Origin of the sequence: Nonomuraea sp. SYSU D8015, assembly GCF_008065375.1 — a bacterium.
Classification (GTDB): Bacteria; Actinomycetota; Actinomycetes; order Streptosporangiales; family Streptosporangiaceae; genus Nonomuraea.
In genome coordinates this window covers 212385-236466 of sequence record NZ_VJYI01000004.1, presented here as the reverse complement: position 1 = coordinate 236466, position 24082 = coordinate 212385, and the positions used below count along the sequence as shown (strand labels likewise).

The following is a 24082-nucleotide window of genomic DNA, read 5'->3' as shown; positions in this document are numbered from 1 at the left end:
TGCTTCGGCCAGCCTTACTTAGGTAAGGCTTTCCTCACCTTGCGGGAGTGACGGTGTTCGCCAGTTATCTGATCGGCCTACGCGAGGGCCTGGAGGCGTCGCTCGTCGTCTCTGTCCTCATCGCCTTCCTGGTCAAGAGCGACAGGAAAGACAGACTCCCCCAAGTTTGGGGCGGCGTCGCCGTCGCCGTCGTGCTGTCCGTCGGGTTCGGGGCGCTGCTGACCTTCACGGCGGCGCGTCTGGAGTACACGAGTCAGGAGCTGTTCGAGGCGATCACATCGCTGCTGGCCGTGGTGTTCGTCACCTGGATGATCTTCTGGATGCGGCGGGCGGCCCGCGCGCTCTCCGGGGAGCTGCGGGGCAAGCTCTCCGAGGCGCTCGAAGTGGGCTCGCTCGCCGTGGTCGTCATGGCGTTCCTGGCCGTCGCGCGGGAGGGCCTGGAGACGGCGCTGCTGTTCTTCGCCTTCGCCCAGGGCGCCACCACGACGGCCGATCCGTTGATCGGCGTCACGCTGGGAGTGCTCACCGCCGTGCTGATCGGCTGGGGGATCTACGCCAGTGCCATCAGGATCAACCTCACCCGGTTCTTCACGTGGACCGGGCTGCTGCTCATCGTGGTGGCCGCGGGGATCCTCAAGTACGGCGTGCACGACCTGCAGGAGGCCGGGGTGCTGCCGGGCCTGAGCACCTACGCCTTCGACATCAGCGCCGCGCTGCCCGCCGACTCCTGGTACGGCAACGTGCTGTCGGGCATGTTCAACATCACTCCGCAGCCGAGCGTCGTCGAGGTCATGGCCTGGGCCGCGTACCTCGTCCCCACCCTCGTCCTCTTCCTGCGCCCGCAGCGGGCCAAGACCACCCCGAAGCCCGCGTCGTCCGCGGCGTGAACAGGAGCATCATGCGTACCGCCATCCGCCTGTCCTTCGGCGCGCTCGCCCTCGCGGGCCTGACCGCGTGCGGCTCCGGGGGCTCCGCCCCCACCTCTGCTTCGGCCCCCGCCAAGCCCGGGAAGATCGCCGTGGCCGCGACCGACACCGAGTGCAAGGTCGCCGCGTCGGAGGTCGCGGCCGGCACCACGACGTTCGCCATCACCAACGGCGGCAGCAAGGTGACCGAGTTCTACGTGTACGCCCCGGGTGACCGCGTCATGGCCGAGGTCGAGAACATCGTGCCGGGGCTGACCCGCGAGCTCATCGCCGAGCTGCCCGCGGGCGCGTACGAGACAGCGTGCAAGCCGGGCATGGTCGGAAAGGGCATCCGCAACCCGCTCAAGGTCACCGGCGAGCACAAGAAGCTCACCGCGGACGCCAAGCTCGCCGAAGCCGTGGCCAGCTACAAGCGCTACGTCAAGTCGCAGACCGACACGCTGCTGGTCAAGACGCAGGAGTTCGTGGACGCGGTCAAGGCCGGCAAGATCGAGGAGGCCAAGACGCTCTACCCGATTTCGCGGACGTACTGGGAGCGCATCGAGCCGGTGGCGGAGATCTTCGGCGACCTCGACCCGGCCATCGACGGCCGCGAGGCCGACCTGGCCGAGGGCGAGGAGTGGACCGGCTTCCACAAGATCGAGAAGGATCTGTGGATCCACAAGGACGTCAGCGAGTCGGGCCCGATGGCCGACAAGCTGATCGCCGACGTGAAGACCATCGTCGAGAAGGCGAACGCCGCCGAACTCACCCCGCTCAACCTGGCCAACGGTGCCAAGGAGCTGCTGGACGAGGTGGCCACCGGGAAGATCACCGGTGAGGAGGACATCTGGTCGCACACCGACCTGTGGGACTTCGCGGCCAATCTCCAGGGCTCCAAGGCGGCCGTGCAGTCGCTCCGGCCGGTGCTGGAAGAGCGGGCTCCCGACCTGGTCAAGACGCTGGACGAGAAGTTCGCGGCGGCCGAGGCGGCGCTGGAGGTGCACCGGAAGGGCGACGGCTGGCAGCTGCACAACGAGCTGTCCAAGGCCGAGCTGAAGACGCTGTCGGACGCGATCAACGCGCTGGGCGAGCCGATCAGCAAGATCGCCCCGGTGGTCGCGAAGTAGCGGGAGGTATGGCGCGATGTCTTCAACCACGAACCCCCGCGATCCGGGCCACCCCGGCCACCCCTCGGACGAGGCCAGGGCCGCCCAGGGTCTCGAACGACCCTCGGCCGAGGCGACCACCGCAGGGTCCGACCGGCGCTCGGACCGTACGGAGCCCGGGCGGCCGGGTGAGGGCGCCGGGCGGCGGATGAGCCGCAGGAGCCTGTTCGGACTGGGCGCGGCCGGCGCGGCGGTCGTGGGCGCCGGGGCGGTGGCGGCGAGCTCACTGCTCGACGAGCCGCCGGTCGCGCACGCCTCCTCGACCTCCGACCCTTACCCGTTCTACGGCGAGCATCAGGCGGGCATCGTCACCCCCGCCCAGGACCGCCTGCATTTCGTGGCGTTCGACGTCACCACGGACAAGCGGGCCGAGCTGGTCGAGCTGCTGCAGGAGTGGACGGCCGCGGCCGCCCGGCTGACGCAGGGCAAGGAGGCGGGCTCGTACGGCGCGGTGGGCGGCGCCCCCGAGGCCGCGCCCGACGACACGGGGGAGGCGCTCGGCCTGCCGGCCTCCGGCCTGACGCTGACCATCGGCTTCGGTCCCTCGCTCTTCGACGAGCGGTTCGGGCTGGCGGGCAAGCGCCCGGCGGCCCTCGCCGACCTGCCGAAATTTCCGGGAGAACAGCTCATTCCAGAAATCTCCGGCGGCGACATCTGCGTGCAGGCGTGCGCCCACGACCCGCAGGTCGCCGTGCACGCCATCCGCAACCTGGCCAGGGTCGGCTTCGGCCGGGTCTCCGTCCGCTGGTCGCAGCTCGGCTTCGGCCGCACGTCGTCCACGTCGCGGGCCCAGACCACGCCCCGCAACCTGATGGGATTCAAGGACGGCACCAACAACCTGAAGCTGGAGGACGCAGACCTCCTGCGCGACCAGCTGTGGGCGGCGGCCGGGGACGGCGCGGCCTGGATGGCGGCCGGCACCTACCTGGTCACCAGGAAGATCCGCATGATGATCGAGACCTGGGACCGCACGTCGCTCCTGGAGCAGGAGCAGATCATCGGCAGGGACAAAGGCGAGGGCGCGCCGCTGGGCGGCAAGCGCGAGTTCGACACGCTCGACTTCGCGGCCAAGGGCCCGGACGGCCAGCCGCGCATCCCCATGGACGCCCACGTCCGCCTGGCCCACCCGAGCTCCCACGGCAACGCGCACCTGCTGCGCCGCGGCTACAACTTCGTGGACGGCTCGGACGGGCTGGGGCGGCTGGACGCCGGGCTATTTTTCATCGCGTATCAGCGGGATCCACGCAAGCAGTTCGTGCCCGTGCAGATGAGCCTGGCCAAGACCGATCCGCTCAACGAGTACATCAAACACGTCAGCAGCGGGCTGTTCGCCTGCCCGCCCGGCGTCCGGGATGCGGGAGACTATTGGGGGAGAACGCTCTTCGCGTGATCGAAGTGTCGGCCGGGTCTGGTAGGACAGGACGCGTCAACCCCCCGACCGAGGACTCCCCCGATGATCGAGTACGACCAGTACTTCGGCTATAAGCACCGTTACGCCGAACGCTACGCCGGCCTGCCGGTGGTGCAGATCACCTCACCCCCTGGCGAGCCACCACCCGACAGTGGCGAGGTCGCGTGGCGGCTCAGCGCGAGTTCGTGGCCCGACGGCACCTACGACCAGTTCGGCGACGCCTTCGACGCGTTCTTCGAGCAGGTTGACGCCTCCCGCGTCACCGCGATCGTCATCGGGGAGTGGCCGGACTGCTATACGGAGCCCTCCGCCCCCATCGTCGACCGACTGGTCCAGGAGGCTCCCCGGCTGCCCGCGCTGCGCTCGCTCTTCTTCGGCGCGATCAGCTCCGATTACTCCGAGATCTCGTGGATCCAGCAGTCGGACATCACGCCGCTGCTGGAGGCGTTCCCGAAGCTCGAACGCCTGGAGGTGCGCGGCGGTTCGGGGCTGCGGCTGCGCCCCATCCGGCATGACGCGCTGCGCATGCTGCGGATCGAGACCGGCGGGCTCGACGGCTCGGTGACGCGGGCGGTGGCCGGCAGCGACCTGCCCGCGCTCGAACACCTGGAGCTGTGGCTCGGCGTGGACGAATACGGCGGCACCACGACGGTCGCCGACCTCGACCCGATTCTCCGGGGCGAGCGGCTGCCCGCGCTGCGCTACCTGGGGCTGCAGGACAGCGAGATACAGGACGACATCGCCGCCGCCGTGGCGTCGGCGCCGGTCGTGGCCAGGCTGGAGACGCTCGCCCTGTCCATGGGCGTGCTCACCGACCAGGGGGCCGAGGCGCTGCTCACCGGCCAGCCCCTGACCCACCTGCGCCGGCTCGACCTGCACCACCACTACCTCACCGACGGGATGATGCGTCGGGTGACCGAGGCTCTGCCCGGCGTGGAGGTGGACCTGTCCGATCAGGAAGAGCCCGACGAGGACGACGGCGAGGAATGGCACTACGTGGCGGTGGACGAATAATGCGCAACGAACCGGAAACCATGATCCACTACACCGAGCTGCCCAGCCATTATGAGCGCTACGACGAGAAATACGCCGGGTTACGCATCGCCGACGCGGCCTTGGATGAGGACGAGCAGGAGGGCGGCGGGCCGCTGCCGGAGGCCGGGGCCGTGGCGTGGCGGCTCACCGCGAGCGAAGAGTCCGAGGATTTCCCCGAGAAGATCGAGGAGACTCTCGACTGGTTCTTCGACCACGTGGACACCTCGCAGGTCACGGCCCTCGTCTTCGGCGAGTGGGAGGAGTGCTACGAGGAGTCTGCCGACCCCATCGTGGCCCGGCTGGCCGCGGAGGCCGAACGCCTGCCCGCGCTGCGCGCGATCTTCCTCGGCGCGATCTCGCCGGAGGAGTCCGAGATCTCGTGGATCCAGCAGGCGGACATCACGCCACTGCTGGAGGCGTTCCCGAAGCTCGAACGTCTTGAGGTGCGCGGCGGCTCCGAGCTGCGCATGGGCCCGGTCCGGCATGACGCGCTGCGGATGCTGCGGATGGAGACCGGAGGGCTTCCCGGTGACGTCGTCCGCGCGGTCGCCGGCAGCGACCTGCCCGCCCTGGAGCTCCTGGAGCTGTGGTTCGGCATCGACCAGTACGGCGGTGACGCCACGATCAACGATGTCGCCCCCATCATGAGCGGCGAGCGGCTGCCCGCGCTGCGCCACCTGCGGCTGCAGAACTCCGAGTTTCAGGACGAGATCGCCGCCGCCGTGGCCGCCGCGCCCATCGTGGGCAGGCTGGAGTCGCTCAGCCTGTCGATGGGCTCGCTCGGCGACGCCGGGGCGGAGGCGTTGCTCAGCGGCCAGCCGCTCACTCACCTGCGGTGGCTCAACCTCGATCATCACTTCATGTCCGCCTCGATGATGGAGCGCGTGGCCAAGGCCCTGCCCGGGGTCGAAGTCGTGCTCTCCGGCCGCGAGAGCCGGGAGAACTCCTGGCGGTTCGTCGCGGTGAGCGAGTGACGTGCCGGGCGGCTCGGTCCTGAACGGTTCCGCCGGCCGCTTCGCCGTGGTGGGAATACCGGGGCATCGGCGGGTGACGATGTTCCGCCACGCCGTGGTGGCCGCCGGGCTGGCGGAGCCGTACGTGATCTCCTGGCGCGACGTGCTGGCCGGGCGGGAGCTGCGCGTCCCGGAGGGCTCGCTGCTGCGGGTGGACTCGCCGGGCGAGGACGCCGAGACCGACGCGTTGCTGCGCGGGCCCGGGGATCCGGCGCGGGTCGGCGGGGGCGCGGCCTGGTACACCGCGTTCACGGCGGGGCTGGAACGGGTCGCCGCCATCCCGGGCGTGCGACTGCTCGGGGACGTCCGGGAGATCGCGGTGATGTTCGACAAGAGGCGCTGCCACGCCGTGCTGTCGGCCGCGGGGGTGCCGGTGCCGCCGGCCTTCGAGATCTGCTCGTACGCGGAGCTGCGTGCGGAGATGGCGCGCAGGAAGTGGGCCCGCGTGTTCGTCAAGCCCGTGCACGGATCGTCGGCGTCGGGAGTGATCGCGCTCCACGCGCGCGGCGACCGGGTCCAGGCCGTCACGTCGGCGGCTTGGGGGTCCGGGGGCACGCTGTTCAACTCGCTGCGCGTACGCACCTACACCTCCCACGAGGAGGTGGAGCGGGTCGTGGACCTCCTGGCCGGTGACGGGCTGCACGTCGAGAGGTGGTTCCCGAAGGCGTCGGCCGGCGGGAGGGTGTTCGACCTGCGGGTGGTGACCGTCGCCGGCAGGCCGACGCACGCGGTGGTGCGCACGAGCCGCACGCCGATGACGAACCTGCACCTCGGCGGGCGCCGCGGCGATCTGGAGCTGGTGCGGTCACGGGCGGAGCTGTGGGAGCGGATGATGGACGTGTGCGCGCGGGCGGCGGCGTGCTTTCCCGGCAGCCTTGCCACGGGTGTGGATGTCATGGTGGGCGCGGATTGGCGCTCGGTGGCGGTGGCCGAGGTGAACGCGTTCGGGGACCTGCTGCCCGGCTTAGGGGATATTTCGGGACATGGCCGGGATACCTACGCGGAGCAGGTCCGGGCTGTGCTGGCGGGCATGACGGCGAGCGCCCGATGAACATGAACGACATCGTGGGCAGTCACGACATCCTCCTCGTCACGCTGGACACCCTGCGCTACGACGTGGCCGCAGGGTTGGCCGAAGCCGGCCGGCTCGCCAATCTGCTGCCGCCCGGCGTGACCTGGGAGCGGCGGCACAGCCCGGGGAGCTTCACGTACGCCTCCCACGCGGCCATGTTCGCCGGGTTCCTGCCCACCCCGGTGACGCCGGGGCCGCATCCGCGGCTGTTCGCGGCCACGTTCCCCGGGAGCGAGACCACGGCCGGCGGCACGTGGGTGTTCGACGCGCCCGACCTGCCCACCGGCCTGGCACAGGCGGGCTACCACACGGTGTGCGTGGGCGGCGTCGGGTTCTTCAACAAGCTGACGCCGCTCGGCTCCGCACTGCCGGGCCTGTTCGCGGAGAGCCACTGGGAGCCGGAGTTCGGCGTGACGAACCCGGCGTCCCTGGAGCATCAGATCGACCGGGCCGCCGAGGTGCTGCGCCGGGTGCGCGGGCGGGTCTTCCTGTTCGTCAACGTGTCGGCGCTGCACCAGCCCAACCACTTCTACCTGCCCGGCGCCACCGGCGACTCGCTGGAGAGCCACGCCGCGGCCCTGCGGTACGTCGACCGGCACATCGGACGGCTCTACGGTCTCATGCGCCGCCCGTGCCTGGTGATCATCTGCTCGGACCACGGCACGGCGTACGGGGAGGACGGGCACGTCGGGCACCGGATCGGCCACGAGGTGGTCTGGACGGTCCCGTACGCCGAATTCGTACTGGAGGATCATGCGGCCGTATGAGGGCTACGTCTACGCCTACCCGCACAAGACCGCGTACCGGCCGCTCGGCCCGCGGCCGCCGCTGAAGGAGGTCTGGGCCGGGGAACGGCCGGGCGCGCTGTACGTGCACATCCCCTTCTGCGAGATGCGCTGCGGCTTCTGCAACCTGTTCACCCGAACCGGCGCCCCGGAGGACCTGGTCGCCGCCTACCTCGACGCGCTGGAGCGCCAGGCGGGGCAGGTGCGGGAGGCGCTGGAGGAGACCGGTTTCACCACGGCGGCATTCGGCGGCGGGACGCCGACGTACCTGAGCGCCGGCGAGCTGACGCGTCTGTTCGACCTGAGCGAGCGGACGATGGGAGTCGATTTCGCCCACATCCCGTTGTCGGTGGAGACCTCGCCCGCCACCGCCACGCCCGACCGGCTGGCCGTCCTGGTCGAGCGCGGGACCACGCGGATCTCCATCGGCGTGCAGAGCTTCGTCGACGCCGAGGCCCGCGCCGCCGTGCGCCCACAGCGACGCGCCGAGGTGGAGGCTGCGCTCGACGCGATCCGGACGGCCGGCGTGCCGGTGCTCAACATCGATCTGATCTACGGCATCGACGGGCAGACGGTCGACTCGTGGCTGTACTCCATCGAGACGGCACTCGCTTGGCGGCCCGAGGAGCTGTATCTCTACCCGCTTTACGTCCGCCCGCTCACCGGCCTCGGCAAGCAGGGGCGGGCGTGGGACGACCAGCGCATGGAGCTCTACCGGGCCGGGCGCGACCGGCTGGCGGCGGCCGGCTACGAGCAGGTGTCGATGCGGATGTTCCGACTGCCCGGCACCGGCACGTCCACCGAGTACTGCTGCCAGACCGACGGCATGGTGGGGCTCGGGTGTGGCGCGCGGTCGTACACGAGCAGGCTGCACTACTCGTTCGAGTACGCGGTGGAGACGCGGCGGGTGCGCTCGATCATCGACGACTACGTGGCCGAGGAGGAGTTCGGCGTGGCGAACGTGGGGTTCGAGCTCTCGCTCGAAGAGCGCAAGCGACGCCACCTCATCCAGTCGCTGCTGCAGGCGCAGGGGCTGTCGCGGCGGCTCTACCTGGAGCGGTTCGGCACCGACGTGCTGGAGGACTTCCCGCTGGAACGCTTCGCCGGCTGGCTCCGGGTGGACGGCATGACCGTCGGGCTGACGGCGGAGGGGCTGGCCCACTCGGACGCGATCGGGCCGGCGCTCTTCTCGCCTGAGGTCAGGCGGCTCATGGACGAGTACGCGCCGTGCTGACCATCCTCTATCGCGGTCCCCTGGCCAGCTGCGACTACGACTGCGCCTACTGCCCGTTCGCCAAGCGGCGCGACACGCCCGAGCAACTGCGGGCCGACCGGGCGGCGCTGGAGCGGTTCGCGACGTGGGTGGCGTCGCGGGAATTCGAGGTGTCGGTCCTGTTCACTCCGTGGGGCGAGGGGCTGACCAGGTCGTGGTACCGGCGGGCGCTCGTGGAGCTGTCCTGGCTGCCGAACGTCGCCAGGGTCGCCATCCAGACGAACCTGAGCTGCCGTACCGAGTGGCTGGCCGAGGCGTCGGACCGGGCCGCGTTGTGGGTGACGTACCACCCGACGCAGGTCCCCTATGACCGGTTCCTCGGCAAGGTCCGCTCACTGCCGGTCCGCCACAGCGTCGGCATCGTCGGCGACCCCGCCCACCTCCCGGACGCCCGGCGGCTCCGGGCGGATCTGCCTGCGGAAACATACCTGTGGGTGAACGCCGAGGAAGGCCGCCTCTACACCGACGCCGAGGCGGCCGAATGGTCGGAGATCGATCCGCTCTTCCACTACAGCCGCTTCGCGCATCCGAGCGCGGGACTGCCGTGCCGCACGGGGGACAGCGTGATCTCGGTGAGCGGCGACGGCACGGTACGGCGCTGCCACTTCATCCCGGAGGTGCTGGGCAACCTGTACGACGGCTCGTACCAGGCGGCGCTGCGACCCCGGCCCTGCCCAGCCGCGGCCTGCGACTGCCATATCGGATATGTCCACCTAGAACCGCTGGGCCTCTACGACGTCTTCGCCGGCGGCATCCTGGAGCGCATCCCCGCGATCTGGCCCGGCTGACCCAGCCTTTCGCCCTTTCGACGGCGTCGGTAACGGGCGAGAGGAGTCGTCCTGGATCGCCATGGCAGCTTCCGTGAGTTCGTCGCTGGGCAGCAGCAGTCGCTGATGCGCACCGCGTGCCTGCTCGCGGGAGCCGCCCATCTCACCGAGGACCTGCCGCAGAGCGTACTGCTCAAGGTGCTCGGGCGCTGGCCGCGTCTGGAACGGCCGAAGGCGTACGCGCACAAGTCGCTGGTGAACCAGTACATCTCGTGGCGGCGCCGGCCGCCGGCCAGGACGGAGCCGCCGAGCGCGGCGCCGCCGGAGGGCTCGTATTCGAGCGAGGACTCCACGGCCGTCGGGGGCGCCAGCGGCAGGCGCTCGCACAGCTTCCGGCCCTCCCGGGCACCATCTGAGCCCTCAGGTCTCGCGTTCGGGCCGGTAGTCCTCCTCGGCGACGCCGAACGTCCACGCGACGCCCTCCCGAGCCCGCTGAACCCACGGCGGCACCCGCAGGAAGTAGGTGCGACGGGTGCCGTCGGGCTCGGGCGTGGAGTTGACGACCTCGACCATGGTGATCGGCTCGTCGTCGGGCAGCTCGATGCGCCACAGGGTGCCGGTCTCGTCGCGGTGCAAGGGCTGCGCGCCGGACTCGGCCAGGTAGCGGTCGTAGCCGAAGTGCTCCAGCATCACCCGGCGCAGCTCGGCGTTGTCCTCGGCGCGGATGCGCTCGGGCGTGAGGTCCCTCATCGCGGCCCCGAACTCGGCGGGAACCGGCATGCCGTGCCAGGCGTGCAGGGCGAACCCGTCGGCGTAGGCCATGGCGGGCCCGTCGGCGCGGTGGAGCCGGCCCAGGTCGTCGAGGTGCAGCTCGACGGGTCGCTCCGTGACGATCGCGACCCGCTCGTACGGCCACCACCAGCCCGCGCTCTCCGCGACCCGCCTGAGCCCACCGAGCCCGTCGGAGGCACCGAGCCCACCGGGCCCGTCGGAGGCGCCGAGCCCGCCATGCCCCTCGGGCGTGCCGAGACCGGCCTGTCCATTGAGAGGGCCCAACGTGCCAAGCCGGTCGAATGCCGACAGCCACGGCGCGTCGTGCTGCCCCAGCACCGCATCCAACGTCACCTGGCGCAGCGCCTCGTCACCGAGCTCGCCGATCCCCCGGCGGAGGGCGGTGACGAGCTGGTCGACCTGCGGCCACAGCCGCCCGCCGGTCTGATCCCACAGCGCCGCCCACCCGACCGGCCCGAGCTCGGCATACGCCGCCGCCCTGGCCCGCTCCCACGGCACCGTACGCACCGCGTCCCGCACCGACCGCCCGGGCTCCCCGAGCTCCCGCAACGTCGCGAACAGCGCCTCGGGCACCCCGCTCCCGGCCTCCTCCAGCGCCTTGCGCCGCGAGGCGTCGCCGGTCAGCCAGAACGCCGCGACGGCCCCGGCCGCGGGCGAGGCCAGCACGAGCACCTGCTCCGGCTCGCTCAGCCCGGCCTCACGGTATGCCTGCCGGACGGCCGCCTCGGGGTCACCGCCCGCTCCGGTGGCCCGGGCGGCCTGCTCCCACGTCAGGGTCTGCATCAGTCGGCCACCACCCGGTAGGACCCCGGCACGTATTCGCGCTGCCGGATCACCCGATACCAGCCCTTCGGCAGGGAGATCGCGTCATGCTCTTCGTGCACGAGCCTGCCGCCCTCGGGCAGGTGCAGGAATCCTCCGGACAGCGTGCCCGGACCGGGGATGGCGTGGCAGTGCCCGGTGGCCTCGCCGTGCGCCAGGACCAGCCGCCCACGGGCGTCCCGCGGCTCGGGCCGCACGGTCCGCGGCGCGGATTCCTCCGGAATCGGCATGATCAGGATGTCGCCCTGTCGATACATCGACCAACCTCCATCGTCGGGGGGATGATCGCAAGCTATCGACCGCGACCGACAATTCCGACGGCGTCGGGCGACGAACCTCACCCTGTGCCCGCGACGGGACGGGCTGACCGTCACGGGGTGCGCCGGCCACGAAGCAACCCCGTTCCCGTCCGCAGGATCGGCATGCCGGAGGCGTCGCCCTCACCTGTCCTCGAAACACTTACCTGGCGCGCCGTTGATCGGTCTGTTTCGGGTGTCCGGTCCCGGCACGCGTAATCCACAGGGCCCACTCCTCGTCGTCGATCGCGTACCACAGGCGACCGCCGGACGTGGCCTCGTACTGCCACTGTTCCAGTGATGCCCCGCCTACTTTCACAATGCCCAGTGCGCCCTTGAGCGGGTGCTGTCGGCAATCCACATGTCGCGGATTCCCCGTGATGGCCACCCACGCCCTGTCAAGATTGTCCGGGGCTTGTGCGAGGAGTTGTTTCCACCCTTCTGCGGCCGGCCGGTCAGCGAAACGAACACGCCAAGGATTGGGCCGGGGGACATCGTCGCCCCGGCCGGCCATCAGGAATCTCCTTTCGGACGGGCCGCCTCCGGGCCGTCTCCGGAAAATGGCCCCTGCAGTTCGCGGGCGAGCTCGGGGTCGCTCCAGATCACAGCAGTAGAGCGCCAGGAGGTCAGCGACCGCGCGAACGGCAGCAACTCTCCGGTGTCCGCCCCCGCGATCAGATGGTTGAGCAGTTCACGTACACACTCATGACGCTCACTGTCGGGTAGCCACGTGAGCCAAGGAAGCTCCTCGGCAAGGACCTCCTCGGCGAGGTCACTGTTTCTGCGAGCCACGATGGCCAGCGCACGCGCAACAATGCGCAGGCTGGCCGCGCCTGCCTCAAACCGCTCAGCACGCATCAGGATGATGTTCTCGTCATCGCGCCGTTCGAGGATGACGTCAGCGTGGTCCAGTGTGGGAAGCACCTCCGAAGGGCCTCTGAGAAACGTGCTGTACGGGAAGCTCTTCGTCGCCATAGAGGCAAGCTTATCTGAAGTAGTTCAGATATCGCTATCGCTGGCGGGCTCGGGAGGCGGCGGCGTGGGCGCGGTTGGCGCAGCGGGTCGAGCAGAACTGGCGACAGCGCGTACAGCGAGGCGTTCGGCCAGCGTGGCACCCTCCGGGGCGGTGAGCCGCAGGCGGGGGACGCCGCCCATCTCCGACACGGCGGCGTGGAGCGGCAGTTCGGCCGTCCAGCGGGACAGGACGCGCGTCCGCTCGGCAGGGTTTCAACCGGTCAGGGTGCGGTGGGGCACATGGTGAAGGTGGTGGACCTGCTTCTGGAGACCGGCGAGGTGATCCGGTAGGTGACCGTGTGGGTCCCGTCCGGTGGGTCGATGGTGTCCTTTGAGAACACGTAGTTGTCGCGGCTGCCGGCCGGCAACCGGGAGGATCCGCTCTCGATGACCTTCCCGTTGTAGAGCCACTGGTAGGAGAACGCCGCACCCGGTTTCGTCGCGCCTATTCCGGCTCCGAAGTTGAACGATCCCGTGTAGCAGGTGATGCCCTCAGTGTTGATCTTCGATGATCCCTGGACCCGTACATAGGCGATGGAGAACGAGGCGCCGGCGGCCTTGGTCGCCGTGGGGCTCGGGCGTGCGGTCGTGCGGGTCCGCGAGGGCGTCGGCGTCGGCGCCTGCCGGCGGGTCTCGGTGGGTTTGGTCGAAGGCGAAGTCGAACGCGCGGGCGTGGGCGTGGGGCGGGGCCGGATGGGCTGGGTGGGCGTGGGCTTCGCCGCCGGGGTCCGGGACTTCTTCGGCCGGGGTGACCTGCGCTTCGAGGGGGTGGTCGACGGGCTCGTCGATTCGGTGGAGTGGGCGGCCAGCACCGGGGCGGCCGGCTCGCGGTTCGAGGACGCGGTCCAGACGACGACGCCGGCGCTCACCGACACGGCGAGCGCTCCGGCCAGCACGGGGACGAGCGGGAAGCGACGAGCCACACGCCCCGGCACCCGGGACCGCTGCCCGGCGAGGGCCGGCGACTGCCCGGCGAGGTTCGGCGGCTGCGGGCCGCCGATGAGGCGCAGGAGCACGTCCTGCATGGTCGGGCGGTGGTGCGGGTCCTTGGCCAGGCAGGCGTGCACGATCGGGCGCAGCGGCTCCGGCAGGTCACCCAGCCAAGGCTCACCGTGCAGGATGCGGTTGATGATCGCGGGCAGGGTGTCGTCGCCGAACGGCGGCGTGCCGGTCGCCGCGAACACGATGACCGATGCCCAGGCGAAGACGTCCGCCGCGGGCCCGACCTGCGCGCCCGCGAGCTGCTCCGGCGCCATGTACGCAGGCGTGCCGACGATGCCGCTCGCGACGGAGGCGGAGGCGTCGGCCGTGCGGGCGACCCCGAAGTCGATGACCCGCGGCCCGTCCCGTCCGAGCAGCACGTTGGCGGGCTTGAAGTCTCGGTGCACGAGGCCGGCCCGGTGGATGGCGGCCAGCGCGGTGGCGGTACCGACGGCCAGGCGCTGCAGGTCGGCGCCGGCGTGGCGGCCCGCCTCCTGCAGGGAAGGCCCGTCGACGTACTCGCTGACGATGTACGCCCGCCCGCCCAGCGACGCGTCCAGCACCTGGGCGACGCAGACCGGCTCAACCCGCCGCGCCGCGGCGACCTCCCGGGCGAGCCGGTCGTCGAACCCCGCGCCCTCCCGCAGCACCTTGACCGCGACCGGCCTCCCGTCGGGCGCCTGCCCCAGATAGACGGTGCCCTGGCCGCCCGCTCCCAGCCTGCCGACGATCCGGTAGCCGCCCACCGCCGCGGGATCGCCTTCACGTAAGGGTTCGACATTCGGCATGAGAGGAGTGACTCCTGAGACGGCAGGGGATCAACCGAAGGCACCATAGCGAGACATATCCCGGTTTGTGAGGCGTTCTCGGGTCTCACCTGCCGCCGGAGGCACCCGCCTGGGACATCACGTAGGGGCTCGTGCTGCTCTGTCCGGCCTCGTTCGTGGCGGTGATCGACGTATACGGGCCGGGAGGCGGCACGTACGGGACCCAGGCCCACTCCAACCGCCCCCGCCCGTACCACTCCTGCCGGACGACCGTCCCCTGCGGGCCGAAGCGCAACGCGACCCCCCGCAGGTTGTAGCCCTCGACGAGGATCCCCGCCCGCCCGTTCATGTCCTTGCGCGTCGCGCCGACGATGATCGGCTGCTGCCATCCGTTCACGATGTCGTCGGCCAGCGAAGGCGTGTCGTAGCGGTCCTGGCAGGTGAAGAACGGCTCCCATCCGTACGAGATGATCTTGGCGGCGTGGGTCCCCGTCGCCATCACCTGCCGGTCCAGCCGGCTCTTCGACGTACGCCCGCGCAGCGGCAGCGGCTCCACCCGTCCGCACTCCCCCGGCACCGGCGTGGGCTCGAACCCCTCCACGTTCACCCACAGCTCCACCCCGGACGGCACCCGCCCAGCCGCCGCCTCGATGTAGTCGCGCGTGGACCCGTAATACGCCTGCCCGTAGGTCACGTCACCCACTACCGGCGCCAGCCGCGCCTCGACCTTGGCGTCCCGCTCGTCGACCCCGTACACCGGGACCTTCCCCGTCCCCCGCCCGTCCTGCACGGCGACGGCCATCGGCAGGCCCGCCCGCGTGGCGGCGATGTCGACGAGCCCCTCCGGGGCCTGGGAGGGCGGGAACCCGCGCCCTCGGCGCGCGTCGATATAGGGGCTGACCAGGATCTTCTTGCCGGGCAACGCGGAGGCGACGACCGCGTGCTGTGCCGTGTACAGCTCGACGATCGGATCCTCGTCCCCCCGGTCCCGCATGGCCAGCTCGAACGACTGGTAGACGCCCGCGAACGACCTGCCGAACCGCGTCCGGTAGTCGGCGAGGACCCGGGCGGTGAAGGCGTTCAGCGCGGCGGTGTGGGCGAGGTCCGGCTCCCACGGCTTGCCGGCCAGCTGCGGCGCGGCAGGCAAGCCGGGGAACACCGCCATCCCGTACGCCGCCGCCTCCGTCATCAGGTGGCCCAGCCCGTCGCCGTCCGTGGACACGATCACCAGATCGTGGACGCGGTCGTCGCACGACGCGGCCAGCGACACCCGGTAGAAGATCCGCCCGTCGCTCTCCACCCGCCGATCGAGGCCGGGGCAGCGCAACAGGCCGGCGCCGAACTCCTCGCTGGTCGCGTACGTGTAGACATGCCGGATCTCCTTGCCCGGCACCTCGGCGCACGGCCGCCCGTCCATGAGACAGCCGGGGTCCTGCCCCACGCTGAACCGCGGCCCGAACGTGACGAGCGTGTCCCCGCCGACCGCGTGGACCGCCTCGACCATCCGCCGCGTCACGCACGCGTCGGCCCGCGGGATGACCCAGTAGCCGGTGACCGCGTACGGCGCCATCACCCGCGTGTCCCGCGGCGCGCACTCCTCCGGTTGCTCCTGGGAGTCGTCCGGCACGATGAGACCCACCACGAAGGCGATCGCCACGACGACCCACAAGATCCGGTGCACCCACGCCCCTTCCACGTCCGCCCCCAGCCTACGCACCCGAGGCGCTCCGAGGCTCCGGCGCGACCTCAAGACGCAGGGCGCCGGACGCCCGTCAGTAGGACTGGAGCTCGATCAGATTGCCCTCCACGTCGCCCACCTTCATCACCAGCATCGTCGCGTCCTGGACGGCGGTGGCCGCGGAAGGCAGGCCCGCGGTGCCGACGACCTGTGCGATCCGGTCGCGGCCGTACAGGACCAGCCCGGCCTCGCCGCCGATGTCCCAGTTGGCGTAGGCGGCCTCGGGCAGGATCTTCACCGGCTCCACGTGGCACACCTCGGACAGGACCGCCTGATAGAAGGCGAGAGCGGCAGGGAAGTCGCGCACGAGCAGGCGGGGGTAATGGGCCCGCCCTGCTGGAGACGACGACCTTCGTCCTGCACAAGGTCGGGGTCGCCGACCGGCGCGCCCTGGCCGACCGGCTGGCGGACGAGACGGGGCTCAGCCTGTGGGAGTTCGCGGTGCTGGCCGCGCTCGGCGACGTCGGTTCCGCCGCCCAGCGAGAGGTCGGCGCCCGGCTCGGGGTGGACCCGAGCGACATGGCGCGGCTGATGGACGGCCTCATGGACAAGGGCTGACCGAGCGGGATCGGGATCCGGCCGACCGCCGCCGCTACCGGGCCTCGCTGTCGGCAGCCGGGCGCGAAACCCTCGCCATCAAGGTCTTCTCTCTCGTTGAGGGGTGATCGCGGGAGCGATGAGCAGCAGGGCCGCGACGGGACTCAACGGCGGTCCAGTCCGGACAGTTGCCAGGCCAGCCGGCGCCGCACCGCCGGGAGCCGCCTGGCGAGGCCGAGCACGAGGTTGCGCACCGGGCGGAGGGCCGCGCTCATGGTGGCCAGGGCCGTGAGGCGGCTCGCCAGCCCGACGACCTTCTCGGCGACCGGGCGGCGGGCGGCGGCGTAGGCGTCCAGGAGGTCGGGTGAGCCGCCCTTGAGCACCTTCGAGAGGGTCTCGCCCGCCAGCACCGCGTCCTCGATGCCGAGGTTCATGCCCTGCCCGCCGGCGGGCGAGTGCACGTGCGCGGCGTCGCCCGTGAGCAGGATCCGCCCGTTCCTGTACGTGTCGGCGATGCGGTGGTGCACGCGGAAGCGGGAGCCCCACACGACCTCCTCCACCACGGCCGGCACGGCCTTCGGCCCTCGGGTGTCGAGCAGCCGCTGCACGAACGCCACGTCGGGGTCCTTCGGCGCCTCGTCCACGGTCGCCACGATCCGGTACGTCCCGCCGGGCAGCGGCGCCACGACCACGAGCCCGTCGGGCGAGAAGTACAGGACGACCTCCTCCGGCGGGACCCCGCCGCTCAGACGTACGTCGGCGAGGCTGAAGGACTCGGCGTAGGTGCCGCCGCCGAAGCCGATCCCGGACCGCTCACGGACGAGGCTGTGCATGCCGTCGGCCCCCACCAGGTAGGACGCGCGGAACGAGCGCCCGTCGTCCAGGGTGGCGGTGACGCCGGAGCCGTCCTGGGCGACGGCGGTCACCAGCGCGGGCCGCACCACCTCGACGCCCAGCTCGTTCAGCCGGGCCAGCAGGTACGCCTCGGTGTCGGCCTGCGAGACCATCAGCGTGTACGGGTACGACGTGGGCAGCCCCTCGAAGGGCACCTCCACCAGCACCCGGTCCCGATCCCTGATCGTGAACCTCGGCGCGTGCACCCCGCGTCCGACCAGCGCCGGCGTGACGCCGTACGGTTCCAGCAGCTCCAGCGTGCGGGAATGCACGACGGCGGCCCTGGAGGTGTTCGCGCCCTCGGCCTGCCCGTCCACGATGACGACGTCGTGGCCGAGCCGCGCCAGGACGACGGCGGCCGTGAGCCCCACGGGACCGGCTCCGACGACGAGCACGTCAGTGGTGATCATTGTCTTCTCCTCGGCGGTCAACATCAGTTGGCCAACAATCGTTGACGCTAGCCTTGCCACACCGAGATGTCAACACTCGTTGGCCTACAGCTGTTGACCTGGAGGAAGCGGGGCGCGACTCCACGATCGCCCGCCATTTCCCGGACCGCTGGGAGCGGATGAGACGCCGCGAAGCCGGGCCGGTCTCGACAGAAATTCTGGGAATGGCCCTATGCCGCCATGTTTTGCTATCGCCACCATTAACCGCCATGACCAGCGAAGACATCATGGAGGCGATAGCAAAATCCGTTCACCCGCATCTCGATCTCGATTCCCGGCCTTGTCAGCCCCCCTTGCACGCGGTTTCAGATCATGTTAGATGGAGGGAAGTAGAGAGGACCGGGGAACGTGACGCTGATTCTCGATGGCGTCTCCGTACGGCAACGCGGGGAGACCTGGCTCGACGACATCACCCTGGAACTATCGAATGGATTGACCACCGTCGTCGGCCCGATGACCGCGGGGAAGACGACGTTGATGCGGGTCGCCGCCGGTCTGCTGCCACCGGACTCCGGCCGGGTGACGGTGAACGGAAAAGACGTCACCGGCATTTCCGTAAGGAAAAGATCGGTGGCCTTCGTCTATCAGCAATTCATTAATTATCCGTCGCTGACGGTCTACGAGAACATCGCCTCCCCGCTCCGCCTGGACCCCCGGTTCCGCGGGGACGGGATCGACCGGCGCGTCCGCGAGGTGGCCGAGCTCATGGGCATCGCCGGCCTGCTCGACCGCCGGCCCGCCGAGCTGTCGGGCGGCCAGCAGCAGCGCACCGCCATCGCCCGCGCCCTGGCCCGGCCCGTGGACGTGCTGCTCCTGGACGAGCCCCTCGCCAACCTGGACTTCAAGCTCCGCGAGCAGCTCAGGGCCGATCTCAAGGCCATGTTCGCCGACGCGCCCGGCGTGGTCCTCTACTCCACGGCCGACCCCAACGAGGCGCTGACGTTCGCCGCGCCGACCGTGGTGCTGGGCGAGGGCCGGGTGCAGCACACCGGCGACGTCGCCGAGATGTACGACCACCCGCCCACGCTGGCGGTGGCCGCGACGCTCAGCGATCCCCCGCTCAACCTGCTGCCCGGCGTCGTCCGCGACGGCCGCATCGAGTGCCTCGGCACGTCGTTCCCCGCGCCCCGCGCGCAGGCCACCGGGCACGACGTCATGCTCGGCATCCGCCCCCACCAGGTCAGGATCGACCGCGACGGGCCCGGCGCGCTGGAGCTGCCCGCCGAGATCAGGCTCGCCGAGGTCACGGGCAGCGCGACGTTCCTGCACCTGCTGCTGAAGGGCGGCCGCCACCTGGTCGCCCACCTGCCCGGCACCCGGCCCTTCACGCCCGGGGAGTCCACGGTCGCGTACGTGGACCCCGCGCACATCTTCGTCTTCGACGAGGCCGGCGGGCGGCTGCTGTCCACCAGCGCGGCGGAGGTCGACCTGCATGGCTGACATCCGCCTGGAAGGCGTGGGACACAGCTACGACGGCGGCGAGACGTGGGCGCTCAAGCCGATGACGTGGACGTGGCGCACCTCGCGGGCGTACGCGCTGCTGGGCCCGAGCGGCTGCGGCAAGACGACGCTGCTGAACATCATCTCCGGACTGATCACGCCCACGGTGGGCCGGATCTTCTTCGACGACCGCGACGTCACCGGCGTGCCCACGGCGGGCCGCAACATCGCGCAGGTCTTTCAGTTCCCGGTCCTGTACGAGGAGATGTCCGTCTACGACAACCTCGCCTTCCCCCTCCGAAACCGGAAATATCCCAAGAACGAGATCGACCAGCGCGTCCGCCAGGTCTCCCAGTTGCTGGGCCTCGACCACGTCCTGCGCCGCCGGTCGCGCCGGCTGGACCCGGGCCGGCAGCAGATCGTCAGCCTGGGCCGCGGCCTGGTGCGCGCGCAGGTGGCGGCGGTGCTGCTGGACGAGCCGCTCACGGTGGTGGACCCGGCGCTGAAGTGGACGCTCCGCAGCAAGCTCAAGGAGATCCATCGCGACACCGGCCACACGCTGATCTACGTCACCCACGACCAGACCGAGGCGCTGACCTTCGCCGACGAGGTGGTGGTGCTCAACGACGGGGCGATCGTGCAGGCGGGCGAGCCGGCCGAGCTGTTCCTGTCGCCGGCCCACGAGTTCGTCGGGCACTTCATCGGCTCGCCCGGCATGAACGTGCTGCCCGCCGAGATCGTCGGCGACGTCGTCCGCGTCGGGCAGGCGGACGTCGGCTCGGTCGCGGACGGCCTGCCGCCGGGGCCGGTCAGGATCGGGGTGCGGCCGGAGTTCGTCGAGATCACCGGCGCGCGGCGCTCCCCCGGCGTGGCCGCGCGGGTGACCGGGATCGACCGCATGGGCGCCTACGACCTGGTCCACACCATGGTCGGCGACCACCCGATGATCGCCAGGACGGCGGCGGGCGCTTCCTACCGGCCGGGCGCGGTCGAGTTCCTGCATTTCCCTGCGGAGCGGACGTTCCTGTTCCGCGACGAGGTCAGGTGCGGCTCCCTCGCGCCGCTGAACGGAAGGAGCCCAGGTTGACCGCCGGCACCCAGGTGAGCGGCGAGGTCGTGACGGCCGCGCCCGCCGAGCCCGCCGAACCCCACGAGACGCGCGCCGACCTCAAGCGCAAGGACAACCGGGCCTGGTGGCTGGTCCTGCCGGTGGTCGTGTCGGTGGCGTTCACGGCGATCATCCCGCTGATGACCGTGGTCAACTTCTCGGTGCAGGACGTCTTCAGCCCCACCGAGCGGGTGTTCGTCGGCCTCGACTGGTTCTACGAGGCCGTGCGGCGGCCCGAGAACCGCGAGGCGTTCGTCAGGACGCTGCTGTTCTCCGCGCAGGTGCTGCTGGTGGAGATCCCGCTCGGGGTGGCGATCGCGGTGGCGATGCCGCGGCGCGGGTTCTGGGTGTCGGTGGCGCTGGTGCTGGTCGCGCTGCCGCTGCTCATCCCGTGGAACGTCGTGGGCACGATCTGGCAGATCTTCGCCCGCGCCGACATCGGGCTCGGCGGCTGGACGGTCAACAACGTGCTCGGCATCGGCTTCAACTACACGCTCGACTCCACCGACGCCTGGATCACGATCCTCGTCATGGACGTGTGGCACTGGACGCCGCTGGTGGCGCTGCTGGCCTACGCCGGGCTGCGGTCGATTCCGGAGCCGTACTTCCAGGCCGCGCAGATCGACGGCGCCTCCGGGTGGGCCACGTTCCGGCACATCCAGCTGCCCAGGCTGCGCGGGGTGCTGACGATCGCGATCCTGCTCAGGTTCATGGACAGCTTCATGATCTACACCGAGCCGTTCGTGGTGACCGGGGGCGGGCCCGGCAACGCGACCTCGTTCCTGAGCATCCTGCTGTCGAAGATCGCCGTCGGGCAGTTCGACGTGGGGCCGGCCGGCGCGTTCTCGCTGATCTACTTCTTGATCGTGCAGGTCCTCTGCTACGTCTTCTTCACCGTGCTGACCAGGTCGGGGAGGTGAGCGCGATGGCGAGGACCACAGGACGGCGGCTCCCCTGGGCGCGCACGGTCTTCTGGTTGTACGTGGCCACGCTCATGCTGCCGGTGCTGTGGATGTTCGGCATGTCGATCCGGCCGAACGAGGACATCCTGAGCAGCTTCTCGCTCATCCCGCAGCGCGTGACCTTCGACAACTACGTCACGTTCTTCACCGACGTGTCGTGGTATTCGAGCTACCTCAACTCGATCATCTACACGTCGCTGAACGCGGTGATGTCACTGATCGTGGCGCTGCCCGCGGCGTACGCGTTCTCGCGCTTCCGTTTCGCCGGCGACAAGCACCTGTTCTTCTGGCTCTTGACCAACCGCATGGCGCCGCCCGCGGTCTTCCTGCTGCCGTTCTTCCAGATCTATCAGAGCGTGGGGTTGTTCGACACGCACCTCGGCGTCGCCATCGCGCACATGCTTTTCAACGTCCCGCTCGCGGTCTGGATTCTCGAGGGATTCATGTCGGGAATCCCCCGGGAAATCGACGAGACCGCGGCGATCGACGGCTATTCACTGCCCCGTTTCTTCATCCGCATCTTCCTGCCGATGATCCGCTCCGCGATCGGCGTGACGTTGTTCTTCTGCTTCATGTTCAGCTGGGTCGAACTGCTGATAGCGCGGACGATCACGTCGGTCAACGCGAAACCGATCGCGGCGACGATGACGAGGACGGTGAGCGCGGCCGGCGTGGACTGGGCCCTGCTGGCGACGGCCGGGGTGCTCACGATCGTCCCGGGCGCCATCGTCATCTGGTTCGTACGGAATTACATCGCCAAGGGATTCGCACTCGGGAGGGTTTAGCGAATGCTCGAATGGATGGTCTGGACCCTCCCCACGGCGCTGGTGTTCATCGGGCTCGCCGTGCTCCTCGTCGTCATGGCGGTCTGGGCCCGCATCTCCCCTCCCGTGGCCAGGCGAGGTTTCCTGCGCATCGAGACCGACCGGGGCGACCGGCTGTACATCGGCCTGATCAGCGCCGCGGTCGTGCTGGCCGGCTGGATGGCCGTCACCGACCTGTCCATGTGGCTCGCGCTGGGCTGTGCGGTGCTGGTGGTGGTCGTGATCGGGATATGGGGCTGACAGAAGAGGAGCCATGCGATGAGGCATCGGGCAGGCAGGTCCGCGGCCGTTGGTCTGGCCGCGCTCGTTCTCGTGGCCGCCGGCTGCGCCCAGGGCGCGCAGCGGCCGTCGAGCGACTTCAGGGAGGCCGACGGGAAGGCGGCGGCGCAACGCTGGGTGTCGGAGGAGTTCACGCCGAGCACCCTGTCCAAGGATCAGCAACTCGCGGAGATGGACTGGTTCATCAAGGCCGCGGCGCCGTACCGCGGCATGCAGATCAACGTGGTGTCCGAGACGATCACCACGCACGAGTACGAGTCCCAGAAGCTGGCGAAGGCGTTCACCGAGATCACCGGGATCAAGATCAAGCACGACCTGATCCAGGAGGGTGACGTCATCGAGAAGCTCCAGACCCAGATCCAGGGCAACCAGAACATCTACGACGCCTACGTCAACGACTCCGACCTCATCGGCACGCACTCACGCGGAAAGTACGTGGTGCCGCTGTCGGACTACATGGCCGGTGAGGGCAAGGCCGTCACCTCGCCGACGCTGGACCTGAACGACTTCATCGGCATCAGCTTCACCACGGGCCCGGACAAGAAGGTCTACCAGCTGCCCGACCAGCAGTTCGCGAACCTCTACTGGTTCCGCTACGACTGGTTCACCGACCCGGACATCAAGAAGCAGTTCAGGGACGCCTACGGCTACGAGCTCGGCGTCCCGGTCAACTGGGCGGCCTACGAGGACATCGCCGACTTCTTCACCAACAAGGTCAACGGCAACGGAACCGTCGACGGCAAGAAGGTCTACGGCCACATGGACTACGGCAAGAAGGACCCGTCGCTGGGCTGGCGCTTCACCGACGCCTGGCTGTCCATGGCCGGCAACGGCGACCCCGGCATCCCCAACGGCCTGCCGGTGGACGACTGGGGCATCAGGGTCGAGAACTGCCGCCCGGTCGGCTCCTCGGTCACCCGCGGCGGCGACACCAACGGGCCCGCGTCCGTCTACGCGCTCACCAAGTACGTGGAGTGGCTGAAGAAGTACGCGCCCAAGGAAGCCGCCGGCATGAACTTCAGCGAGTCCGGGCCGGTGCCCGCGCAGGGCAACATCGCCCAGCAGATCTTCTGGTACACCGCGTTCACGGCCGACATGACCAAGGAGGGGCTGCCGGTCGTCAACAGCGACGGCACGCCGAAGTGGCGGATGGCGCCGAGCCCGCACGGCGCGTACTGGAAGGACGGCCACAAGCTCGGCTACCAGGACGCGGGCTCGTGGACGCTGCTGAACAGCACGCCGAAGGACCGCCGGGCCGCGGCCTGGCTGTACGCGCAGTTCGTCACGTCGAAGACGGTGTCGCTGAAGAAGTCGATCGTCGGCCTGACCTTCATCAGAAACTCCGACATCAAGAGCCGGTACTTCGCCGAGAACTCCAAGAAGTACGGCGGCCTGATCGAGTTCTACGCCTCTCCGGCCCGCGTGCAGTGGACGCCGACCGGGACGAACGTGCCGGACTACCCCAAGCTCGCCCAGCTCTGGTGGCAGAACGTGGCCACCGCCGTAACCGGCGAGACCACGCCGCAGCAGTCGATGGACAATCTGGCCAAGCAGCAGGACGACATCCTGTCCCGGCTGGAGCGGCTCAAGTACGGCGGCGACTGCGCGCCGAAGCTGAACCCGGAGCAGACCGCCCAGTACTGGTACGACCAGCCCGGCGCGCCGGTGGCGAAACTGGCCGACGAGCGCGGCAAGCCCGCCACGGTCGACTACGACAAGCTCATCGCCACCTGGAAGGCTGGGGACTAG

22 protein-coding genes are annotated in these 24082 nt (G+C 70.1%); 15 read left to right on the top strand and 7 right to left on the bottom strand.

The window, feature by feature from the left end; translation table 11 throughout:
• Positions 1–47: 47 nt before the first annotated feature.
• The 9 genes from efeU (at position 48) to ID574_RS20360 (ending at position 9451) form a co-directional block, all read left to right on the top strand.
• Complete coding sequence (gene efeU / locus ID574_RS20400; RefSeq protein ID WP_223166903.1) at positions 48–887, top strand: iron uptake transporter permease EfeU; 840 nt, start codon at positions 48–50, stop codon at positions 885–887.
• Positions 888–898: 11 nt separating this feature from the next.
• Entirely contained in the window at positions 899–2035 is a 1137-nt protein-coding gene (efeO, locus tag ID574_RS20395; protein ID WP_188190518.1) for an iron uptake system protein EfeO, read from the top strand.
• A 16-nt stretch (positions 2036–2051) separates the two neighbouring features.
• Positions 2052–3464 (top strand): iron uptake transporter deferrochelatase/peroxidase subunit, encoded by a 1413-nt coding sequence (efeB, locus tag ID574_RS20390; RefSeq protein WP_223166902.1) that lies wholly within the window; start codon positions 2052–2054, stop codon positions 3462–3464.
• A 63-nt stretch (positions 3465–3527) separates the two neighbouring features.
• Positions 3528–4499: an STM4015 family protein gene (locus tag ID574_RS20385; protein ID WP_188190517.1), complete on the top strand. Its 972-nt coding sequence runs from the start codon at positions 3528–3530 to the stop codon at positions 4497–4499.
• Positions 4499–5494, top strand: a complete 996-nt coding sequence (locus tag ID574_RS20380) for an STM4015 family protein (RefSeq protein WP_223166901.1) — start codon at positions 4499–4501, stop codon at positions 5492–5494. The genes ID574_RS20385 and ID574_RS20380 overlap by 1 nt, the downstream gene beginning before the upstream one ends.
• Before the next feature lies 1 nt (position 5495).
• Entirely contained in the window at positions 5496–6584 is a 1089-nt protein-coding gene (locus ID574_RS20375; protein WP_223166900.1) for an STM4014 family protein, read from the top strand.
• 2 nt (positions 6585–6586) lie between these two features.
• On the top strand, positions 6587–7372 hold the full coding sequence (locus tag ID574_RS20370) for an STM4013/SEN3800 family hydrolase (RefSeq protein WP_188190871.1): 786 nt from the start codon (positions 6587–6589) through the stop codon (positions 7370–7372).
• The gene (locus tag ID574_RS20365; RefSeq protein WP_188190516.1) at positions 7359–8624 is read left to right on the top strand and encodes an STM4012 family radical SAM protein; all 1266 of its coding nucleotides are present in this window, start codon (positions 7359–7361) and stop codon (positions 8622–8624) included. Before ID574_RS20370 ends, ID574_RS20365 begins: the two co-directional genes overlap by 14 nt.
• Entirely contained in the window at positions 8618–9451 is an 834-nt protein-coding gene (locus ID574_RS20360; RefSeq protein ID WP_188190515.1) for an STM4011 family radical SAM protein, read from the top strand. The genes ID574_RS20365 and ID574_RS20360 overlap by 7 nt, the downstream gene beginning before the upstream one ends.
• Positions 9452–9850: 399 nt before the next feature.
• Here ID574_RS20360 and ID574_RS20355 read toward each other — a convergent pair whose 3' ends face one another.
• The 7 genes from ID574_RS20355 to ID574_RS20320 form a co-directional block, all read right to left on the bottom strand.
• Positions 9851–11005: a DUF6745 domain-containing protein gene (locus tag ID574_RS20355; protein WP_188190514.1), complete on the bottom strand. Its 1155-nt coding sequence runs from the start codon at positions 11003–11005 to the stop codon at positions 9851–9853.
• On the bottom strand, positions 11005–11301 hold the full coding sequence (locus tag ID574_RS20350; RefSeq protein WP_188190513.1) for a hypothetical protein: 297 nt from the start codon (positions 11299–11301) through the stop codon (positions 11005–11007). The genes ID574_RS20355 and ID574_RS20350 overlap by 1 nt, the downstream gene beginning before the upstream one ends.
• Before the next feature lie 552 nt (positions 11302–11853).
• The gene (locus ID574_RS20345; RefSeq protein WP_188190512.1) at positions 11854–12315 is read right to left on the bottom strand and encodes a hypothetical protein; all 462 of its coding nucleotides are present in this window, start codon (positions 12313–12315) and stop codon (positions 11854–11856) included.
• A 260-nt stretch (positions 12316–12575) separates the two neighbouring features.
• A complete protein-coding gene (locus ID574_RS20340) occupies positions 12576–14123 on the bottom strand; it encodes a serine/threonine-protein kinase (RefSeq protein ID WP_188190511.1) in 1548 nt (515 codons plus the stop codon).
• 85 nt (positions 14124–14208) lie between these two features.
• On the bottom strand, positions 14209–15783 hold the full coding sequence (locus ID574_RS20335; RefSeq protein WP_188190510.1) for a DUF4434 domain-containing protein: 1575 nt from the start codon (positions 15781–15783) through the stop codon (positions 14209–14211).
• Positions 15784–15874: 91 nt separating this feature from the next.
• Entirely contained in the window at positions 15875–16147 is a 273-nt protein-coding gene (locus tag ID574_RS20330) for a VOC family protein (protein ID WP_188190509.1), read from the bottom strand.
• Between the two features lie 394 nt (positions 16148–16541).
• Complete coding sequence (locus ID574_RS20320; RefSeq protein WP_188190507.1) at positions 16542–17681, bottom strand: FAD-dependent oxidoreductase; 1140 nt, start codon at positions 17679–17681, stop codon at positions 16542–16544.
• A gap of 387 nt (positions 17682–18068) precedes the next feature.
• Between ID574_RS20320 and ID574_RS20315 the strand changes: the two genes are divergently transcribed.
• The 6 genes from ID574_RS20315 to ID574_RS20290 are packed head-to-tail and all read left to right on the top strand — an operon-like array spanning position 18069 to position 24082.
• Positions 18069–19160, top strand: coding sequence for an ABC transporter ATP-binding protein (locus tag ID574_RS20315; RefSeq protein ID WP_188190506.1), 1092 nt, complete (start codon positions 18069–18071; stop codon positions 19158–19160).
• Complete coding sequence (locus ID574_RS20310; protein ID WP_188190505.1) at positions 19153–20247, top strand: ABC transporter ATP-binding protein; 1095 nt, start codon at positions 19153–19155, stop codon at positions 20245–20247. The genes ID574_RS20315 and ID574_RS20310 overlap by 8 nt, the downstream gene beginning before the upstream one ends.
• Entirely contained in the window at positions 20244–21188 is a 945-nt protein-coding gene (locus tag ID574_RS20305) for a carbohydrate ABC transporter permease (protein ID WP_223166899.1), read from the top strand. The genes ID574_RS20310 and ID574_RS20305 overlap by 4 nt, the downstream gene beginning before the upstream one ends.
• Positions 21189–21193: 5 nt before the next feature.
• Positions 21194–22015 (top strand): carbohydrate ABC transporter permease, encoded by an 822-nt coding sequence (locus tag ID574_RS20300; protein ID WP_188190504.1) that lies wholly within the window; start codon positions 21194–21196, stop codon positions 22013–22015.
• A 15-nt stretch (positions 22016–22030) separates the two neighbouring features.
• Positions 22031–22294, top strand: coding sequence for a DUF2160 domain-containing protein (locus ID574_RS20295; protein ID WP_262496029.1), 264 nt, complete (start codon positions 22031–22033; stop codon positions 22292–22294).
• Positions 22295–22312: 18 nt separating this feature from the next.
• Entirely contained in the window at positions 22313–24082 is a 1770-nt protein-coding gene (locus ID574_RS20290) for an ABC transporter substrate-binding protein (RefSeq protein WP_188190502.1), read from the top strand.

Excerpts from the sequence above, each read along its gene's own strand:
- efeO (WP_188190518.1), top strand. The coding sequence starts at position 899 with ATGCGTACCGCCATCCGCCTGTCCTTCGGCGCGCTCGCCCTCGCGGGC.
- efeB (WP_223166902.1), top strand. The coding sequence starts at position 2,052 with ATGTCTTCAACCACGAACCCCCGCGATCCGGGCCACCCCGGCCACCCC.
- ID574_RS20385 (WP_188190517.1), top strand. The coding sequence starts at position 3,528 with ATGATCGAGTACGACCAGTACTTCGGCTATAAGCACCGTTACGCCGAA.
- ID574_RS20380 (WP_223166901.1), top strand. The coding sequence starts at position 4,499 with ATGCGCAACGAACCGGAAACCATGATCCACTACACCGAGCTGCCCAGC.
- ID574_RS20370 (WP_188190871.1), top strand. The coding sequence starts at position 6,587 with ATGAACGACATCGTGGGCAGTCACGACATCCTCCTCGTCACGCTGGAC.
- ID574_RS20365 (WP_188190516.1), top strand. The coding sequence starts at position 7,359 with ATGCGGCCGTATGAGGGCTACGTCTACGCCTACCCGCACAAGACCGCG.
- ID574_RS20355 (WP_188190514.1), bottom strand. The coding sequence starts at position 11,005 with ATGCAGACCCTGACGTGGGAGCAGGCCGCCCGGGCCACCGGAGCGGGC.
- ID574_RS20350 (WP_188190513.1), bottom strand. The coding sequence starts at position 11,301 with ATGTATCGACAGGGCGACATCCTGATCATGCCGATTCCGGAGGAATCC.
- ID574_RS20345 (WP_188190512.1), bottom strand. The coding sequence starts at position 12,315 with ATGGCGACGAAGAGCTTCCCGTACAGCACGTTTCTCAGAGGCCCTTCG.
- ID574_RS20340 (WP_188190511.1), bottom strand. The coding sequence starts at position 14,123 with ATGCCGAATGTCGAACCCTTACGTGAAGGCGATCCCGCGGCGGTGGGC.
- ID574_RS20320 (WP_188190507.1), bottom strand. The coding sequence starts at position 17,681 with ATGATCACCACTGACGTGCTCGTCGTCGGAGCCGGTCCCGTGGGGCTC.
- ID574_RS20310 (WP_188190505.1), top strand. The coding sequence starts at position 19,153 with ATGGCTGACATCCGCCTGGAAGGCGTGGGACACAGCTACGACGGCGGC.
- ID574_RS20300 (WP_188190504.1), top strand. The coding sequence starts at position 21,194 with ATGGCGAGGACCACAGGACGGCGGCTCCCCTGGGCGCGCACGGTCTTC.
- ID574_RS20295 (WP_262496029.1), top strand. The coding sequence starts at position 22,031 with ATGGTCTGGACCCTCCCCACGGCGCTGGTGTTCATCGGGCTCGCCGTG.
- ID574_RS20290 (WP_188190502.1), top strand. The coding sequence starts at position 22,313 with ATGAGGCATCGGGCAGGCAGGTCCGCGGCCGTTGGTCTGGCCGCGCTC.